This window comes from Streptomyces sp. NPDC003248, assembly GCF_055563235.1.
Genome location: NZ_JBVHDT010000011.1, coordinates 23,681 through 41,527, shown reverse-complemented (window position 1 = coordinate 41,527; position 17,847 = coordinate 23,681). Strand labels below are relative to the sequence as shown.

Below are 17,847 nucleotides of genomic sequence, written 5' to 3'. Positions count from 1 at the left end.
CTCGGCGCCGAGGTGGCGGGCCCGACGGCCGGGCCGCGGACCGTCGTCGGCCGCGCGACCGTCGTCGGCCGGGCGAGGACGTCCCCGGGGCCGGCTCCGCGGGCGGCGACGGGTCCGGTGGGGTCCGCCGGGAACCGGTGCCGGTGCGGCGGCGCCGGCCTCGGCGGACCACGCGAGATCATCGCGGGGCCGCGGATCGGAGCCGGAAGCGGGCGGTTCCCCTGCTCGTCACCCTGCTCCTCTATCGTGCGCCGATACCGGAGCGTGTGATGTCCGTGGGCTGTGTTCGAGGAGCGTGCGATGGGCGGGTCGGCGGCGTCTGCCGAAGCGGGAGAGCTGAAGCGGCACCTGGGCGTGTTCGACGCCGTGGTGATCGGGCTCGGTTCGATGATCGGCGCGGGTGTCTTCGCCGCGTTCGCCCCGGCAGCCCGCGCGGCCGGCTCGGGGCTGCTGGTCGGCCTGGCGCTGGCCGCCGTGGTGGCGTACTGCAACGCCACCTCCTCCGCCCGCCTGGCCGCCCGCTACCCGCAGTCGGGAGGCACCTACGTCTACGGCCGTGAGCGCCTGGGCGACTTCTGGGGCTACCTGGCCGGATGGGGCTTCGTGGTCGGCAAGACCGCCTCCTGCGCGGCGATGGCCCTGACCGTGGGCACGTACGTGTGGCCGGACCAGGCCCGCGCCGTGGCGGTCGCCACCGTGGTGGCGCTGACCGGGGTGAACTACGTCGGCGTGCAGAAGTCCGCGTGGTGGACGCGCGGGATCGTCGCGGTCGTCCTGGCGGTGCTCGCCGCCGTGGTCACCGCCTGCCTGGCCGGCGGCCAGGCGCGGGCCGCGCGGCTGGACGTCGGGGCGCACGTCACGTTCGGCGGCGTGCTCCAGGCGGCGGGGCTGCTGTTCTTCGCGTTCGCCGGGTACGCCCGCATCGCCACTCTCGGCGAGGAGGTCCGTGACCCGAGGCGGACCGTCCCCCGCGCCGTCCCTCTCGCGCTCGGCATCGCGCTGGCCGTCTACGTGGCCGTCGCCGTCGCCGTGCTCGCGGTGCTCGGCGCGGACGGGCTCGCCCACACCGTGGACCCGCTCGCCGAGGCGGTGCGCGCCGCCGGTGTCCCGGGACTGGTGCCGGTGGTGCGCGCCGGGGCGGCCGTCGCGGCGATCGGGTCGCTGCTGGCGCTGATCCTCGGGGTGTCGCGCACCACCCTGGCCATGGCCCGCGACCGGCACCTGCCGCATGCGCTGGCCGCGGTCCACCCGCGGTTCGGGGTGCCGCACCGCGCCGAGTCGGCGGTCGGCGCGGTGGTCGTCGTCCTGGCCGCCACCACGGACGTGCGCGGGGCGATCGGCTTCTCCTCCTTCGGCGTGCTGGCCTACTACGCGATCGCCAACGCCGCCGCCTGGACGCTGACACCGGCCGAGGGCCGCCCCGCTCGGATCGTGCCGGTCGTCGGCGCGGCGGGCTGCCTGGTCCTGGCCTTCGCGCTGCCACCGGCCTCGGTGCTGTGGGGGGCCGCGGTACTCGTGGCCGGCGCCGCCGCCTACGGCCTGCGCAAGGCCGCCACCCGCGCCTGACGGGCCGTGCCGCGGGCGGCGCCGATGCGCGGGCGGCGCCTCACGGGCAGCGCCCGCCGGGCCTCGGCCGGCGCCCTGCTCCACGGGGACCAGGCAGTCTCCCCCGCCCACCGCGTCGGTTTCCTTGGTGACCGGAGACGATGCGTGCAGCAAGGTTCCCGCAATGCGGAGCACAGGGAACTTATCGTGACATTCCGATGCAGTTCCTCCGTGGATGGGATGGAGTGGGGGCCGTGGCGTGCGCGGAGCCGGCCGGTGGCGGTGAGTCCGTGCCCTCCCCCGGGCCGGTCCCGGAGTCCGGGCGACGGTCCGCGGCACCGCTGCTGGCGGTGTGCGCCGGGTACTTCATGGTGATCCTGGACGTGACGGTCATCAACGTCGCCGTGCCGGTGATCGGCAGGGAGCTGTCGGCCTCGCTCACCGGCATCCAGTGGATCACGGACGGGTACACCCTGGTCTTCGCCGGGTTCCTGCTGACCGGTGGCGCTCTGGGCGACCGGCTCGGCAACCGTCGTGTCTTCTGCTCGGGCGTGGCGGTGTTCACCGTGTCCTCGGCCGCGTGCGCGCTCGCGCCGAGCGCCGCCTTCCTGGTGGCGGCCCGCCTGGTGGAGGGGCTCGGCGCGGCGCTGATCGTGCCGGGTTCCCTGGCCCTGCTCCAGCAGGCCTACCCGGCGCCGGCCGCACGCTCCCGGGCCTTCGGGATGTGGGGTTCGATGGCCGGCATCGCGGCCTCCGCCGGGCCGCTGCTGGGCGGTCTGCTCGTCTCCACGGTGGGCTGGCGCTGGGTGTTCCTCGTCAACCTGCCCGCCGGTGCGGCCTGCCTGGTGCTGACGCTGCGGTACGTGGCGCGCTCGCCCCGCCGCGCCGGCCGGGCCCTGGACTGGCCGGCGCAGTGCGCGGTCGTGGCGGCGGTGGCACTGCTGACCTCGGCACTCAACGAGGCCGGACGGCGAGGCTGGTCCGATCCGGCCGTGCTCGCCGGGGCGGGCCTGGCCGCGCTGTCCGCCGCGGCGTTCGCGGTGCGCGAGCGGATGGCGCGGTCCCCGGTCCTTCCGCTGAGCCTGCTGCGCTCGCGCGCGATGGGCGGCGGAGCCGTCATCGGCCTGCTGTTCAACTTCGCCTTCTACGGGATGGTCTTCACCGCCAGCCTGGAGTTCCAGCACCAGCGCGGCTACAGCGCCCTCGGCACCGGGCTGGCACTGTTCCCCGCGGTGGCGATGACCATGTTCGCCTCCGTCCTGTCCGGGCGGCTGACCCGCCGCACCGGCGACCGTCCGCTGGTGGTCTCCGGCATGCTCCTGGCTTCCCTGGGACTGGCGGGCTGGGCCGCGGCAGGAGCCGAACCCGCCTACCCGCTGCTGGTGGCCCCCATGATGGCCGCGGGATTCGGTACCTCCTTCGCCCTCACCGGCTCGACCACCACCGTGATGGGCGCCGCACCCCCCGCCTCCTCGGGGGCCGCCTCCGCCCTGTTCAACACCACCCGCCAGATCGGCAGCGCCACCGGCGTGGCCCTCGGCGGCAGTCTGCTCGCCACGGCCACCGACTACAGCACCGGGCTGCGCACCAGCATGGCCGTCGGCGCACTGGCCTACCTGGCCGCCGCGGGCCTCGCCTGGCGGTGCGTACCGGCGAAGCCCCGCACTGCCTGAGGCCCCGCGGGCCGACGTCCCACCGCAGGGGGGCTTCGGGGGTGCCCGGCGCGCCCCGCCGAGGGTCCGCCCAGCGGTTCAGAGGCGGATGCGGTAGACGCGCGCACGGCCACGCCGTCGGCGCTCGTCTCGAAGTACTCGCTGACCACGAGCGATCGCGTGGCGCCCTGGGTACGGTCCAGCGACACCCCGCCCGGACAGCCTCCCCCCGCCGGCAGGGCACCGTCGGCACCCCGCGACCCGTCCGAACGACAGCCGCTAGCGCACCAGGCAGGGCCGCTTGGCGTCGAACTCCCAGCCGGGGACCAGGTACCGCATGCCGGTGGCGTCGTCCCGGGCCCCCAAGGCCTTGGCGCGGTACAGCTCGTGCGCGGCGAGGAGGCGGTCCATGTCGAGCTGGACGCCGAGCCCCGGGGCGTCGGGCACGGCGATCTCGCCGTCGACGATGCGGGGCGGGGCGACGGTGAGCCGCTCCAGGCCCTCCTGCCAGATCCAGTGCGTGTCCAGGGCGTTGTACGCGCCGGGCGCCGCGGCCCCGCAGTGCGTGACCATGGCCAGGGAGATGTCGAAGTGGTTGTTGGAGTGGCAGCCCCAGGTCAGGCCCATCGCGTTGCACAGCTGAGCCACGCGCACGGAGCCCTGCATGGTCCAGAAGTGCGGGTCGGCCAGCGGGATGGAGACCGACTGCAGGGCCAGCGCGTGGGTCAGCTGCCGCCAGTCGGTCGCGATCATGTTGGTCGCGGTGGGCAGACCGGTCGCGCGGCGGAACTCGGCGAGGACCTCCCGCCCGGAGTAGCCGCCCTCGGCCCCGCAGGGGTCCTCGGCGTAGGCGAGCGTGCCGACCAGCGGCTCGCAGAGCTCGACGGCCTCGCGCAGCGACCAGGCGCCGTTGGGGTCGAGGGTGATCCGGGCCTCGGGGAAGCGTTCCTTCAGCGCCAGGACGGCCTTGACCTCCTCGGCGCCGTCCAGGACGCCGCCCTTCAGCTTGAAGTCGCGGAAGCCGTACAGGTCGTAGGTGGCCTCGGCCTGGCGGACGATCGCCTCGGGGGTCAGGGCCTCCTCGTGCCGGATCCGGTACCAGTCGACGTCCGCGTCGTGTTCGCGGACGTACTCCAGGTCCGTGCGGCCCGGGTCGCCGACGTAGAAGAGGTAGCCCAGCACGCGGACCGAGTCGCGCTGCTGTCCGTCCCCGAGGAGCGCGGCGACCGGCACGTCCAGGTGCTGGCCGAGGAGGTCCAGCAGCGCGGATTCGACGGCGGTGACGGCGTGGACGGTGGTGCGCAGGTCGAAGGTCTGCGCGCCGCGTCCGCCGGAGTCGCGGTCGGCGAAACGGTCCCCGATCTCCCGCAGGACCCGCTTGTAGTCGCCGACTTTCGCACCGACCACGAGGGACTCGGCGTCGCGCAGGGTCTGCGTGATCTTCTCTCCGCCGGGCACCTCGCCCAGGCCCGTGCGCCCCTCGGAGTCCGTCAGGACGACGATGTTGCGGGTGAAGTAGGGGCCGTGGGCACCGGAGAGGTTCAGTTCCATGCAGTCGCGGCCCGCCACGGGATAGACGGAGAAGGCGGTGACGGTCGGCTGGCTCGTGCTCATGCTGGTTTCGAGTCCCTTGTAGACGGAGGTACGGGGTACAGGGTTATAGACGTGCGAGGTGCGGGGGTGTACGCGGGTGGGACCGGGACGGGACGGAAAGGGCCCGGGAGGGCCCGCGGGTCACAGACCGAGGATGCCGATGGTGTACTCGGCCGCCAGGACACCGCCCAGGCCGAGGACCGACAGCACCGTCGTGTACGTCGTGCGCACCTTGATCGCCTGGATGACCGAGAGGTTGAAGTACTCCTTGAACAGCCAGAAGCCGGGGTCGTTGACGTGGGAGAAGGCGATGGAGCCGCAGGAGACGGCGAGCACCATCATCTCGGGACTCACCCCGCTGCCGGCGAGCAGGGGCAGCACCACGCCGGAGGCCGTGACGACGGCGACCGTCGCCGAGCCGAGGGCCACCCGCAGGATGACCGCGATGAGCCAGGCGAGGATGATGGGCGAGATGGTCCAGCTCTCGGTGACGTCCTTGATGTAGTCGGAGATGCCTCCCTCGACGAGGACGTTCTTGAAGGCGCCGCCGGCACCGATCACCAGGAGGATCATCGCCATCGCCTGGGCCGCCGAGCCGCAGGAGGAGCTGACGTCCGACAGGCTCCGGCCGATCCTCGGTCCGAACGCCCAGATCGCCAGGAGCAGCGTCAGCAGGAGCGCGATCGGCGCCGAGCCGATGAACGCGACCGTGTGCAGCAGCGGGCTCTCGCCGGAGGCGGCCATGTCGGTCACCGCGGCGCCGGCGATCAGGACGACGGGGAAGAGGGCGACGAACAGGGACCAGCCGAGGCCGGGCATCTCCTCGTCGGTGAACTCGCGCTCGCTGACCAGGCCCTTGGGGATGGCCGGGGACATGGCCTTGATGAACGGCAGTCGCGGCCAGAGCAGCGCGATGAGCGCGCCGGCCGGGACCGCGATGAACAGGCCGTAGAACAGCGTCAGTCCGACGGAGGCGTGGAAGGTCGCGGCGACGGCGGTGGGGCCGGGGTGCGGGGGAAGGAAGCTGTGCATGGTCGACAGGGCGATCGACATCGGGAGCCCGACCCACAGCAGGTTCGCCCCGGTGACCCGGACCAGGGTGAACGCGATGGGCACGATGATGATGAAGGCGACCTCGTAGAACATGGTCACGCCGATGAGCATGGAGGTGACGACCATGGCGACCTGGACCCAGCGCGGGCCGAAGGCGTCGAGGAGTTTGCCGGCTATGCGCTGGGCGGCGCCGGAGTCCCCCATGACACGGCCGACCATGGCGCCGAGCCCGATGGTGAGCATCGTGTCACCGATCTGGCCCCCGATGCCGTCCGAGAGGACGTCCGGGATGTCCGTCACCGGTATCCCCTGCACCACGGCGACACCGACCGCCACCAGCAGGAGCGCCGCGAAGCCGTTCAGCTTCAGCCGGGTCATGAGGAGTAGCAGGAACAGAACGCTGGTTCCGACTACGAGAAGTGGCATGTCAGCTCCCCTTTGAACTGTGGTTGAGCAGCCGGTGCCGGGACGGCACGGAACGCGGCACGGCTGGGATGCGGGGTGGGGCGAGGCAGGGCGGGGCCGACCGCACGCGGAACGGCGGTGGCGTCGCGCCGTGACAGGCGGCGCGGCGGCGGGCGCGGGCCGCAGGACGGCCGGCGCCGGAGGGGGACGGGCGGGGCGGACGGCGGCTCGGTGCCGCTCCGAGGGGGGCGGGGCGCCGGTCGTTCTTCCGCGCGGCCGTACCGGCTCGGGATCGGAGCCGGCTCCTCGGCCGCCTGCCGCGCCACCGCACGGTCGGCGCGGAGGGCACGGTCGGGTGTCCGCGCGACCGGCACGGATCACAGGTCTGCGCGGTCGGCACGGGGTACAGGTCTGCGCGGTCGGAGCGGAGCGCAGAGTCTGCGCGGTCTGCGCGGTCTGCGGTGACGGGACGGCTAGCGGGTCGAGGGCCGGCCGTCGGCCGCCGAGCGGGAGACCGGCATGGCCGAAGCGGTCCCGGGAGGCCGTGCTCGGTGGCGCGCCGGGGCGACCGGAGGGTCGACCGCCCGCTGCGGTCCGCCGTGGCGTCGCAGCACCTGGCCGAAACCGTTGCCCGAGCCGGGCCGCGCCGGGGGCGGCTCGGGGCCGGCGGTCGCCGGCTCGTCCTGCCGGCCGAGAACCGTCATGGTCACTCTCCTAGACCCGGGGGATACGGCAGCGGTGCCGCGTGCGGTCCGAGCCACCGAACCGGTGGCTGAGTTGACCGTAGAGATGGTTCCGATGCACGTCCATGTCGAATTTTGTTGCTTGCGATACCTTCCTTATATGACAGTCATGTGACATGAACGTGCCGGGTGGGTGTCACAGGTGGGACAGCAGCGCATCCAGAGCCGGATTGTCGTTGTTTTTGCGCCACACGAAGTTCAGCTCGACCGGCCGCGGGTCCGGCAGGTCCACGGGCCGGAAGACGATCCCGCCGTAGCGCATCTGGGCCGCGGCCTCGGGGACGAGAGCGATCCCCCAGCCGCCGTTGACCAGGGCCAGGATGCTGTGCACCTGGGTGAGGTACTGGGTGAAGACGGGCCGGACGTCCGCGGCCCGGAAGATGCTGACCAGCAGCTCGTGGAAGTAGCGGGCCTCGATGGGCGAGTACATCAGGAAGTCCTCGCCCGCGAGGTCCCCGACCCCCAGCGACCCCGACCCCGCGGCCAGCGGATGCCGCGCGGGCAGGGCCGCCAGCAGCCCCTCCCGTACGGCCGTGCGCGAGGTCAGGTCCGCCCCGGTGGCCGAGGGCCGGATCAGGCCGAGGTCGAGCGAACCCTCGCCGAGCGCTTTGAGCTGGTCCCGGGTGACGAGTTCCTGCAACAGGATCTCCACCCCCGGCAGCGCCGCCCGTGCGGTCTGGAGCAGACCGCCGAGGGCGGAGTAGGCGCTGGCGGCCGTGAACCCGACGGCGATCGCGCCCGCCTCCCCGGTGGAGACCCGGCGCACGGCGAGGGTGGCGTGCTCGGACTGGCGCAGGATGCGGCGGGCCTCGACCAGGAAGGCCCGGCCGGCGGGGGTGAGCCGCACCGTGCGGTTGGTGCGGTCCAGCAGGTGCACGCGCAGCTCGTTCTCCAGCAGCTGGATCTGCCGGCTCAGCGGCGGCTGCGTCATGTTCAGCCGCTCCGCGGCACGGGTGAAGTGCAGTTCTTCGGCGACGGCCACGAAGCTCGTCAGCTGGGCAAGGGTGAACATTGATGCTCTCCAGGTATCGCTACATCCAAAATCTATGTTGGACGTGAATCATTGGCGACCGTAGCGTCTGATCTCGACAGACGGCGACCCCCGCCCGCGCCTCGGCCGCACCGCGTGGACGAGGACGTACCGCACGTGGAGCACCCCGTGGCCGAGCCTCATCGAGATCGTCGAGGTGCCTCCTCCCGGACCGCTCTCCCCGCACTCGCGTGCGGCACCGTCTGTCCGGCCTCGACAGCCACCGCACCCAGCCCGCCCACGCTCCCTCGGGAGAGGCGGCGCCGAGCCCGGTAGCGGTCGGGCCCCGCACCGATCGCCTCAACCCCAGGGACTCGAAGTGGTGACCACGATGAACACGACGCCGCAGGCCGCACACGCCGACGGCGAGGCCACGCTCGACCGGATCGCCTGGCTGCGCCTGTCCTCGGTGACGCTCCCGCTGGCCACCCCGATCAGTGACGCGAAGGTCTTCACCGGCCGGCAGAAGCCGATGACCGAGGTGGCCTTCCTCTTCGTGGAACTCGCGACCGAGCTGGGGCACGAGGGCGTCGGCTTCAGCTACTCCAAGCGGGCCGGCGGCCCGGGCCAGTTCGCCCACGCCAAGGAGATCGCCGAGAACCTGATCGGCGAGGACCCCAGCGACATCGGGAAGATCTGGACCAAGCTGGTGTGGGCGGGTGCCTCGGTGGGCCGCAGCGGTCTGGCCACCCAGGCCGTCGCCGCCTTCGACGTCGCCCTGTGGGACCTCAAGGCCAAGCGGGCCGGCCTGCCGCTGGCCAAGCTGCTGGGCGCGCACCGCGACTCGGTGCGCTGTTACAACACCTCCGGCGGCTTCCTGCACACCCCGACCGAGCAGGTCCTCGACAACGCCACCGCCTCCCTGGCCAGCGGCATCGGCGGCATCAAGCTCAAGGTCGGACACCCCGACGGCAGGTACGACCTGGCCCGCCTCGCCGCGGTGCGCGAGCACATCGGCGACGACGTGCCCCTCATGGTCGACGCCAACCAGCAGTGGGACCGCCCCACCGCCCAGCGCATGGGCCGCGCCCTGGAGGAGTTCGGCCTGGTCTGGATCGAGGAACCCCTCGACGCCTACGACGCCCAGGGCCACGCCGCGCTCGCCGCCTCGCTCGACACCCCGGTCGCCACGGGCGAGATGCTGGCCAGCGTCGCCGAGCACGTCGAGCTGATCCGCCACGGCGGCGCGGACGTCATCCAGCCCGACGCCCCGCGCATCGGCGGCATCACCCAGTTCCTCAAGCTCGCCGCCCTCGCCGAGCACCACCAGCTCCAGCTCGCGCCCCACTTCGCCATGGAGATCCACCTCCACCTGGCCGCCGCCTACCCGATCGAGCCGTGGGTGGAGCACTTCGACTGGCTGGAGCCCCTGTTCAACGAGCGCCTGGAGATCCGCGACGGCCGCATGCACGTCTCCTCCCGGCCCGGCCTCGGCTTCACCCTCAGCGACCAGGCCCGCGCCTGGACCGTCGCCGAGCACGAGGCCGGCACCCGTCCCTGACCCACCCCCCTCTCCGCCGGCCGCGCGGTACCCGCCACGGCCGGCGCCCCGGACCCGGCGCGGGCAGCGCCGACAACGGACAGCCGCGCCGCCCGCGCCGACACCAACCCCCTCCCCACCGCGCCCCCACGCCGACACCATCCCCCTCCCGACCGCGCCGACACCATCCCTCCTCCCGACCGCCCTCCGGCCGACGGCCACAGCACCGCCACACGGCGACACCCGCACCACCCCGACCTTCAGGAGCACTCCCATGACGTCCTTCACCCCGGCCGAACTCGGCCGCCGTATCGGCTCCGGCCTGCTGTCCTTCCCCGTGACCCACTTCCGCGACGACCTCTCCTTCGACGAGGACGCCTACCGCGAGAACATCGTCCGCCTGGCCAAGTACGACGTCGGCGGCCTCTTCGCCGCCGGCGGGACGGGCGAGTTCTTCTCACTCACCCCCACCGAGGTCGAACGCGTCGTCGCCGCCGCCGCGGACAGCGCTCCCGAGGGCACCCCGATCCTTGCCCCGGTCGGCTACGGCACCGCCACCGCGATCGAGTTCGCCGCCGCCGCCGAACGCGCCGGCGCCGACGGCATCCTGCTCTTCCCGCCCTACCTCACCGAGGCCGGCCAGGAGGGCCTGGCACGGCACGTCGAAGCGGTCTGCCGCTCCACCTCCCTCGGCGTCGTCGTCTACAGCCGCGCCAACGCCGTCTACTCCGCCGACACCGTCGCCCGCCTCGCCGACACGTGCCCCAACCTGATCGGCTACAAGGACGGCGTCGGCGACATCGACACCATGACCCGTATCCACGCCCGCCTCGGCGACCGCCTGACCTACGTCGGCGGGCTGCCCACGGCCGAGACGTTCGCCCTGCCCTACCTCCAGCTCGGCGTGACGACCTACTCCTCGGCCATCTTCAACTTCCTGCCCGAGTTCGCCCTCACCTTCTACACCGCCGTACGCGAGCGCCGGCAGGCGGACGTCACCCGGATGCTGTCGGACTTCGTGCTCCCCTACACCGAGATCCGCAACCGCCAGGCCGGCTACGCGGTCAGCATCGTCAAGGCCGGCATGACCGCCGCCGGTCACACCGCGGGCCCGGTCCGGCCCCCGCTCACCGACCTGACCCCGCAGGAACTCGACGAGCTCTCGGCGCTGATCGCCGGGCTGCCCGGCACCGCGGCCTGACCCGGCACGTACTCCGGCCGCCCCGGGAGGAAGGCTCCGCGCATGAGCACCGCCACCCACCGGCCCACGGCTCACCTGCCTGCGGCCGGCCTGACGGGGGCGATGTGCATCGCCGGTGAACGGGTCACCGGTGCCGGCAGCGAGGTCCGAGCCCTCGACGCCCGCACCGGATCGACGGCGGCCCGCACCTCACCCGGTGAGGGAACCGGCCCCGGACGGGCACGGCGCGCGGCCCGCTCCTCGCCCTGTCCGTGGCCACGTGAAAACCGGGTGCGGCCGTCTGCCCGGCCTTGGGAGCATGCCGGAATGGTCCACCGACTCGACGCTCTGGTCATCCGGCACACCCACCGCCTCCCTCTCCCCACGGGACCCGCCGGGGAAGGCGGTACCGCGGCGCGGCAGTTCGACGCCGCGTTGCTGTCCGTGGGCTTCAAACTCTCGGCGGAGCTGCTCGAGCACCTGTCGGGGCTGTCCGAGGACACGGTCGTCGACACCGCCGTACGGACGCTGGGCACGGTCCGTGAGATGGTCGGCGACCACGTCCGGCACAACGTGTACTTCATCGACTTCCCGGCCGGCGTGCCGGACACCTTCGACTTCTGGATGCGGTGCATCGCCGGGGCTCTCGCCGACGACGGGACGCGCGCGAGCACCCTGGAGCAGCTGAGCGCCGGTGTGGTGGACCTGCTCACCCTCCCGTCGTACGGCACCTACCGGCACACGTACGCCGAGATGCTCGCCCACCACGACGAGCTGATCGCCGCGGCGGGCGACCGTCTGACGGTCCTGCACCCGGGCGGCACGTCGGACGACGAACTCACTCGGCTGTACCTGGCGTTGGCGGGCAGCGGCACGCCTCTGGGCGAGGACGGCCTGCGGGACCTCCGGGACCTCGCGGGTCACTGCGCGGACGGACCGCAGCCCGAGGAGATCCCGGTGCGGGAGAACCGGGCCGTGGTCAACCAGGCCCGGCTGATGGCCGGTGCGGGCCTGCTGCTGGACACGGTCACCGATGTGCTCCGGCTGGCCTGCGCGCTCGCGGGCGGTGATGTGACCCTGCGGGAGCCGACGCGGCTGCGGGCGCTGCCCCGCCCCGTGCGCCGGGCGCTGCTCGCGGGCCTCGACGCGGTCGTCGCCGCGGCGCCGGCCAAGCTCGCCGACGTGCACGCGCACCGCGAGATGTTCAAGCGCCTCGGCGAGCGGCTGCACCCGCACGAGTACCCGCAGTGGCCGCACGCCGCCGACGTGTTCGCCGTCGCCCGCGGCGAGAAGGCGGCGCGCTCCCTGGACAGCCGGGTGGAGGAGCTGCTCCGCGCGAGCGACGTCACCGGCGCGGCCGAGCTGCTGAAGGCCGCCCCCGGCAGGCTGTTCCGCTCCCTGGACCGGCTGCTGCGCGCCGCCCGGACGCAGGAGGAGCGGGACGCCGTCGTGGCCGCCGCCGAGCGGGTCGTCCCCGGCGTCTCCGGCCGGGTCGTGCTGTCGGTGCGCCAGCACCTGCACAACCGTGCGCAGGAGACCGGCGCGCGCCGGGTGTTCGTCAACCGGCTCGGCCGGGCATGGGTCACCGACGACAGCCGCCCGCCGGTGCCCGCGCCCGAGCGCGAGCGGCTGATCGCCGCCCTGGACGCGGAGCTGCGCCGCCGGCTGCCCGCCGTGGACCACCTGCTGATCGACCCGGACGTCCTGGACGTGGCCCTGCCGCTCAGCGGCAAGGCGACCGCCTCCGGGCTCGGGGTGCTGCCGCGCGGCTCGTCGTCCCCGGTCGACGGGGAACTGCTGCGCTTCTTCGTGTACTGGAAGCAGGCCGAGCACACCACCGACTACGACCTGTCGGCGCTGTTGCTGGACGCCGACTACGCGACCGTCTCCTGGCTGTCGTACACCAACCTCCGCGACGCCGGGGGGAAGCATTCCGGCGACATCACGGACGCGCCCGACGGGGCCTCGGAGTTCATCGACCTGCGGCTGGGCGCCGTGCGGGGCGCCTTCGTCGTCCCGCAGGTCAACATCTTCGCCGGGGAGGGCTTCGAGGAGGTCGAGGAGTCGTTCTTCGGGTTCATGCTGCGCGGGACCGAGCAGCAGGGACGCCCGTTCGAGCCGCGCACGGTGCGCATGAAGTCGGAGCTGCGCGGTCCGGGCCGGGTCGCGTTGCCGCTGGCGTTCCTGCGCGGCTCCGACGGCCGGTGGCGCGCCAAGTGGCTGCACCTGTACCTGAAGGGGACCCCGGCGTCCAACCGGGTCGAGGGCAACCGGGTGACGGTCGCGACGCTGCTGCGCGGCATCGTCGAGCGCGAGCAGCTCACGGTCCGCCATCTGACCGGCCTGATGACCGGCGGCGGGACGACCGTCACCGTGTGGGACGGGAAGACGGTCCCGGCGGGGCCCGTCACCTACATCGGCCTGGAGCGGCCCGACGGACTGCACCCGGGGTCGCGGATCGTCACACCCGAAAATCTGCGCGACCTGATCCCCGCCTGACTGTTAACGTAGCCGTGGCGAGGCCATGAAGGGGCTTCCTTCTCATCACTCCTTTGATTCCAGCCTCTTCGCTCTCCTCGCCACCGACTCGAGGCCTCCGGCCGTCCCGCCGCAAGCGGGACGCCGGAGGCCTTTGCCGTGGCCAGGCGTGTGTCCCTGGGGCGTCCGGCGGTCGCCGGGGCCGTCCCCGCCCGCCGTCAGGGGCGGGGGGCGGCGGGGCCCACGGGCAGGTCGCCGCGCAGGGTGATGCGGTGCATGACGCGGTGCCGGTCGCCGTAGTCGCGGTTGGCGTAGTGGGCGGTGCTGCGGTTGTCCCACAGGGCGACGTCACCCGGCTGCCAGCGGTGGCGCACGATGTGCTCGGGCTTGGTGAGATGGGCGTAGAGGATGTCGAGGACGCCCCGGCTCTCGTGCTCGGAGACGCCGACGATGTGCGAGGTGAAGCCCGGGTTCACGAACAGGCCCTTGCGGCCGCTCTCGGGGTGCACCCGCACCACCGGATGCTCGACCGGCGTCAGGTCGGTGAACACCTCCCCCTCCCACACGTTGCCCTTCCCCCGCCGGCGCTGGGCGAGGTAGTAGCCGAACTCGCGGGTGCCGTCGTGGACGGCGGTGAGCGTGTCGACGTACGCCCGCAGGCCCGGCGACAGCGACTCGTAGGCGAGCTGGCTGTCGGCCCAGTTGGTGTCGCCCCCGTTGGGCGGCAGCACCACGGCCCGCAGCACGGAGATCGCGGGCGGCCGCCGTACGAACGTCACGTCCGTGTGCCACACGTCGGCGAAGCCGTTGTCCGTGCTGTCGAGGGAGTACACCTCGGGGGCCACGTCCCCGGAGTCGTGCACCGGGTGCCCGGCCGTGACCTCGCCCAGGCGCCGGCCGAACTCGATCTGCGCGGCGTCGTCGAGACCGTCCTGTCCGCGGACGAAGAGCACCTTGTACCGTACGAGTGCCTCGCGGAGCGCGAGGACCTGGTCGTCGTCGAGGCGCCCGAGGTCGACGCCGTGGAGTTCGGCGCCGAAGTGGGGGCCGAGTTCGGTGACCGGCAGCCGCGCCGCCGCGGGCCGGACGCTGAGGATGCTCACGTGACGTGTGTCCCTTCCTCGGTCTTTCCTTGGTCGTTCCTTGGTCGTTCCTTGCCGGGGCCGGAGGTCCGCAAGGCCCGGCGCAGGGGTGGTCAGGCCGCCGCGGCGGCCTTCACGGCGTGGGCGACCCGCGCCCGCAGCTCGGTGAACTCCGGTGACGCGCGCAGTTCCTCGGCGTCGACGTCACCGCGCGGCAGCGGGATCGGCAGGTCCAGGGCCACGGTGCCCGGCCCCTTGGTCAGCACGACGATGCGCGAGCCGAGGAACACCGCCTCGTCGGCCGAGTGGGTCACGAACACCGTCGTCCGCCCGGTCTGCGCGGTCACCCGGCGGACGTCCTCCTGGAGCCGCTCCCGGGTCAGCGCGTCCAGCGCCGCGAACGGCTCGTCCAGCAGGAACAGCGGATTCTCCGCGGCCAGGGCCCGCGCGATGGCGACGCGTTGCTGCTGGCCGCCGGAGATCTCCCAGACGCGCCGCTCCCCGGTGCCCTCCAGCCCGACCCGTGCCAGCAGTTGCGCACGGCGCTCGGGCCGACGGCCGCGCTCGACGCCCGCGTACCGCAGCGCCAGGTCGATGTTGCCGCGCACGGTCCGCCACGGGAACAGCCGCGGCGTCTGGAACACCACACCGGCCGCCTCACCGGGCCGCGGCTCGGCTCCGGACACCCGCACCGAGCCGTGGGTGGGCCGCTCGAACCCGGCGATCAGCCGCAGCAGTGTGCTCTTGCCGCAGCCGGAGGCGCCGACCAGCACCAGGAACTCCCCGGCGGGAACGGTCAGATCGACCGGTCCCACGGCGGTGACGGCCTCCCCGCCCCGCACGTACTGGTGGACGACCTGGTCGAGCCGGACGGAGCCGGCCCGTCCGGTGGGTGCGCTCCGGCCGGACGTCGTGGTCTCACCGGCGGACATCGGACAGCCCCTCGAGGTAGAAGGCCTTGCGGACGGCGTCCTCGGACGGTGCGGCGTCGATCTGCTTCTGGTCGGCCAGGAAGCGTCCGGTGTCGGTGACGTAGGTCAGCAGTTCGCCCGGACCGGCGTCGGTGCCCAGCCAGTCGGCGGACGTCACCTGCTCCGGGGTGAGGAACACCCCCTGGGCGAGCTGCGCCTCGGCGTCGGCCGCGCTGATGCCGAGCTCCGCCGCGACGGCCTTCACCGAGCCGGCGCGGTCCGATGCGAGCACCCGGAGCGCCTCGGCCTGCACCTTCCGCCAGGCGGCGATCGCCTGCGGGTTCCGGGCGATCAGTTCGTCCGAGACGACGGCCAGGTCCAGGGTCGGCTTGCCGGCGGCGCCGATCTCCTTGCTGCTGGTGAGCTGGTTCCCGGTGGTGCGCAGTTCGTCCAGGGTGGGCAGCCACACGTACGCGGCGTCGATGTCCCCCCGCTGCCAGGCGGCGAGGATCGCCTGCGGCTGGAGGTCGACGAGCTTGACGTCGGAGGCCTTCAGCCCGGCCTTGTCCAGCGCCGCCAGCAGGCTGTAGTGCGAGGTGGAGGCGAACGGCGTGGCGACGGTCCTCCCCTCGAGGCCGGCCACGTCCGGCACTCCGGCGGCCTTGCGCGCCACGAGCGCCTCGTTCTCGCCCGCCACGTCGAGGATCCACGCCACCTTGTACGGGATCGGCGAGGCCCCGGACACCCCGCGGGCGAACGGGCTCGACCCCAGGGCGGCTATGTCGAGGGAGTTGCCGATGAAGGCCTGGTTGACGCCGGCGCCGGAGTCGAACTTGATCCATCTGATGTCGTGGTCCGGCAGGGCCTTCTCCAGGAGCTTCCTGTTCTTCACGATCAGGTCGCCGGTGGGGAAGGCGAAGTAGCCGATGCGCAGCGTCTTGGACCCGCCGGACGACGACGCCTCGCTGTCCGAGGAGCAGCCGGTGACGGCCGCGGAGGCGGCGGCGAGGGCCCCGGCGAGCAGCAGTCGGCGGGACGGGCGGTGCGGGGTACGGGACATGGCGGGGCCGTTTCTGTGCGGGTGAGGGACGGTGAGCGGCGCGGTCACGCGCGACCGCGCCAGGGCACGACGGCGCGTTCCAGCCGCAGCAGCAGGCCGTCGATGAGCACACCGGAGACGCCGATGGCGATGATGCCGACGAGCACGACCGGCGTGTTGTTGTAGTTCGCGGCGTCCTTGACCATGCCGCCGATCCCGGGCAGGCCGTTGACCAGTTCGGCCGCGACCAGCGACGAGTAGGCCACGCCGACGGCCAGCCGGACGCCGGTGAGGGTCTCCGGCAGGGCGGAGGGGACGACGACGTCGCGGACGACGTCCCACCGGGACGCGCCGAGCGCGCGGGCCGCCTCGACCAGGCTCTTCGGCACGGCGGCCACGGCGGTGGTGGTGGACACGGCCACCGGCGGGAACGCGGCCACGGCCAGCAGCGTGATCTTCGGCTCCTCGTTGATGCCCAGCCAGATGACGAGCAGGGAGAAGTACGCCAGCGGCGGCAGCGTGCGCAGGAAGGTGATCCACGGCTCGAACAGCGACCGCAGCCGGCCGACGGTGCCCATCAGCAGCCCGAAGACCACCCCGGCGGCGATGCCGGCCCCGGCCCCGAGCGCGATGCGCCGCAGGCTGATGCCGAGGTGTTCGACGAGGTAGGTGCCGTTGTAGCCGCGCACCCCGTCGTTCGTCGTGGACACCGCGACGAACGCGTCCCACACCTTGGCGGGCGGCGGAACCAGGGTCTCGCTCCACGCCCCGCTCGCGGCCAGTGCCTGCCACAGCACCAGGAACAGCAGGAGCGAGCCGAACGGCAGGGCGACGTTGCGCACCCGGGCCGGGACCCGGGCCGACAACCGGCGCCGCCGCACCGGTTTTTCACCGGACACGGCATCGGCGTCGTGCGGACGTGTTGCCAAGGACATGGGGCGGCCTCCAGGGGCGCCGAAGCACGGTCGGCGGAGCACGGACGGACGAGCACGGACGGCAGAACACGCACGGCAGAACACGCACGGCAGAACGCGGACGGACGAGCACGGACGGCCGAGACCGACGACGGTCAACCAGGAACGATCGAGGTGGACCGAGTCAGGTCAGGGGAAGGCCGGGAAAGGCCGAGACCGGTCGACATGTCGATCGGGACGGCCGCATCAGCCGAAGGGGCCGAAGCGTCGGGCGATCCGCGACGGACGGCAGTGGGCCAGGGCGGAGGCGTCAGCCACGCGGAGAGGCGCGGTGACCGAACCGCACCGGTTCGGGTGACACCACCGGCCGGCGGGGAGACGTCAGGGACGCGACGTCAGCGACAACAGGAAGCCGGGCGTCGGCACAGGTCGATGACCAGGCGTCGCACCAAGGGCTTCTGAATCATGGGGCCCATTTCTACAGCAGCCGCAGCGCCGCACCAAGCCCCGTCCACTTCCTGGACCCCGGCCGGCTCCCAACCGAAGCCGGACCGAAGCCGGACCGGAGCCGGTCCGGAGCCGGTCCGGCCGCGCCGGCGGGAGGCGGGGGCTAGACGCGGTCGGGGCCGAGGTCGACGGCGCGGCGGAGCGCGTCCCCGGCAGGCGAGGACGGGCCCTGGCCTCGCCCTGAAGCCGTCGTCCCGCGCGGCCCCGGCGCGCCGACCCCTCCCGCCGACGCCGG

The 17,847-nt window shown here is 73.2% G+C and carries 13 protein-coding genes and 1 pseudogene; 5 read left to right on the top strand and 9 right to left on the bottom strand.

Going from position 1 to position 17,847, the window contains the following annotated elements; translation table 11 throughout:
* Positions 1 to 182 (bottom strand): annotated as a pseudogene (locus ACZ3KJ_RS24270) (hypothetical protein); the annotation flags it as partial.
* Between the two features lie 118 nt (positions 183 to 300).
* On the opposite strand from ACZ3KJ_RS24270, the gene ACZ3KJ_RS24265 reads away from it, so the two are divergent.
* A complete protein-coding gene (locus ACZ3KJ_RS24265; protein WP_467529975.1) occupies positions 301 to 1,566 on the top strand; it encodes an APC family permease in 1,266 nt (421 codons plus the stop codon).
* 233 nt (positions 1,567 to 1,799) lie between these two features.
* Positions 1,800 to 3,218, top strand: a complete 1,419-nt coding sequence (locus tag ACZ3KJ_RS24260; protein WP_467529974.1) for an MFS transporter — start codon at positions 1,800 to 1,802, stop codon at positions 3,216 to 3,218.
* A gap of 258 nt (positions 3,219 to 3,476) precedes the next feature.
* Here the strand turns inward: ACZ3KJ_RS24260 and ACZ3KJ_RS24255 are convergent, their stop codons facing one another.
* From ACZ3KJ_RS24255 to ACZ3KJ_RS24240, 4 genes are all read right to left on the bottom strand, one after another.
* Entirely contained in the window at positions 3,477 to 4,811 is a 1,335-nt protein-coding gene (locus ACZ3KJ_RS24255) for an enolase C-terminal domain-like protein (RefSeq protein WP_467529972.1), read from the bottom strand.
* 120 nt (positions 4,812 to 4,931) lie between these two features.
* On the bottom strand, positions 4,932 to 6,269 hold the full coding sequence (locus ACZ3KJ_RS24250) for a gluconate:H+ symporter (protein ID WP_467529971.1): 1,338 nt from the start codon (positions 6,267 to 6,269) through the stop codon (positions 4,932 to 4,934).
* 452 nt (positions 6,270 to 6,721) lie between these two features.
* Positions 6,722 to 6,952 carry a hypothetical protein gene (locus ACZ3KJ_RS24245; RefSeq protein ID WP_467529969.1) on the bottom strand — a complete coding sequence of 77 codons (231 nt, stop codon included), beginning with the start codon at positions 6,950 to 6,952 and terminating at the stop codon, positions 6,722 to 6,724.
* A 175-nt stretch (positions 6,953 to 7,127) separates the two neighbouring features.
* Positions 7,128 to 8,003, bottom strand: coding sequence for a LysR substrate-binding domain-containing protein (locus ACZ3KJ_RS24240; RefSeq protein ID WP_467529968.1), 876 nt, complete (start codon positions 8,001 to 8,003; stop codon positions 7,128 to 7,130).
* 337 nt (positions 8,004 to 8,340) lie between these two features.
* Between ACZ3KJ_RS24240 and ACZ3KJ_RS24235 the strand changes: the two genes are divergently transcribed.
* The 3 genes from ACZ3KJ_RS24235 to ACZ3KJ_RS24225 all read left to right on the top strand — a co-directional run bounded on the left by ACZ3KJ_RS24235 (position 8,341) and on the right by ACZ3KJ_RS24225 (position 13,180).
* Positions 8,341 to 9,522: an L-talarate/galactarate dehydratase gene (locus ACZ3KJ_RS24235; protein WP_467529966.1), complete on the top strand. Its 1,182-nt coding sequence runs from the start codon at positions 8,341 to 8,343 to the stop codon at positions 9,520 to 9,522.
* A 253-nt stretch (positions 9,523 to 9,775) separates the two neighbouring features.
* The gene (gene kdgD, locus ACZ3KJ_RS24230) at positions 9,776 to 10,702 is read left to right on the top strand and encodes a 5-dehydro-4-deoxyglucarate dehydratase (protein WP_467529964.1); all 927 of its coding nucleotides are present in this window, start codon (positions 9,776 to 9,778) and stop codon (positions 10,700 to 10,702) included.
* Positions 10,703 to 11,008: 306 nt separating this feature from the next.
* Positions 11,009 to 13,180, top strand: coding sequence for a TerD family protein (locus ACZ3KJ_RS24225; RefSeq protein WP_467529962.1), 2,172 nt, complete (start codon positions 11,009 to 11,011; stop codon positions 13,178 to 13,180).
* Positions 13,181 to 13,377: 197 nt separating this feature from the next.
* Here ACZ3KJ_RS24225 and ACZ3KJ_RS24220 read toward each other — a convergent pair whose 3' ends face one another.
* The 4 genes from ACZ3KJ_RS24220 to ACZ3KJ_RS24205 form a co-directional block, all read right to left on the bottom strand.
* Positions 13,378 to 14,262: a TauD/TfdA dioxygenase family protein gene (locus ACZ3KJ_RS24220; RefSeq protein WP_467529960.1), complete on the bottom strand. Its 885-nt coding sequence runs from the start codon at positions 14,260 to 14,262 to the stop codon at positions 13,378 to 13,380.
* A gap of 92 nt (positions 14,263 to 14,354) precedes the next feature.
* Positions 14,355 to 15,173 (bottom strand): ABC transporter ATP-binding protein, encoded by an 819-nt coding sequence (locus tag ACZ3KJ_RS24215; protein WP_467529958.1) that lies wholly within the window; start codon positions 15,171 to 15,173, stop codon positions 14,355 to 14,357.
* Positions 15,160 to 16,212, bottom strand: coding sequence for a taurine ABC transporter substrate-binding protein (locus ACZ3KJ_RS24210; protein WP_467529957.1), 1,053 nt, complete (start codon positions 16,210 to 16,212; stop codon positions 15,160 to 15,162). Before ACZ3KJ_RS24210 ends, ACZ3KJ_RS24215 begins: the two co-directional genes overlap by 14 nt.
* A gap of 44 nt (positions 16,213 to 16,256) precedes the next feature.
* A complete protein-coding gene (locus ACZ3KJ_RS24205; protein WP_467529955.1) occupies positions 16,257 to 17,126 on the bottom strand; it encodes an ABC transporter permease in 870 nt (289 codons plus the stop codon).
* Between the last annotated feature and the right edge of the window lie 721 nt (positions 17,127 to 17,847).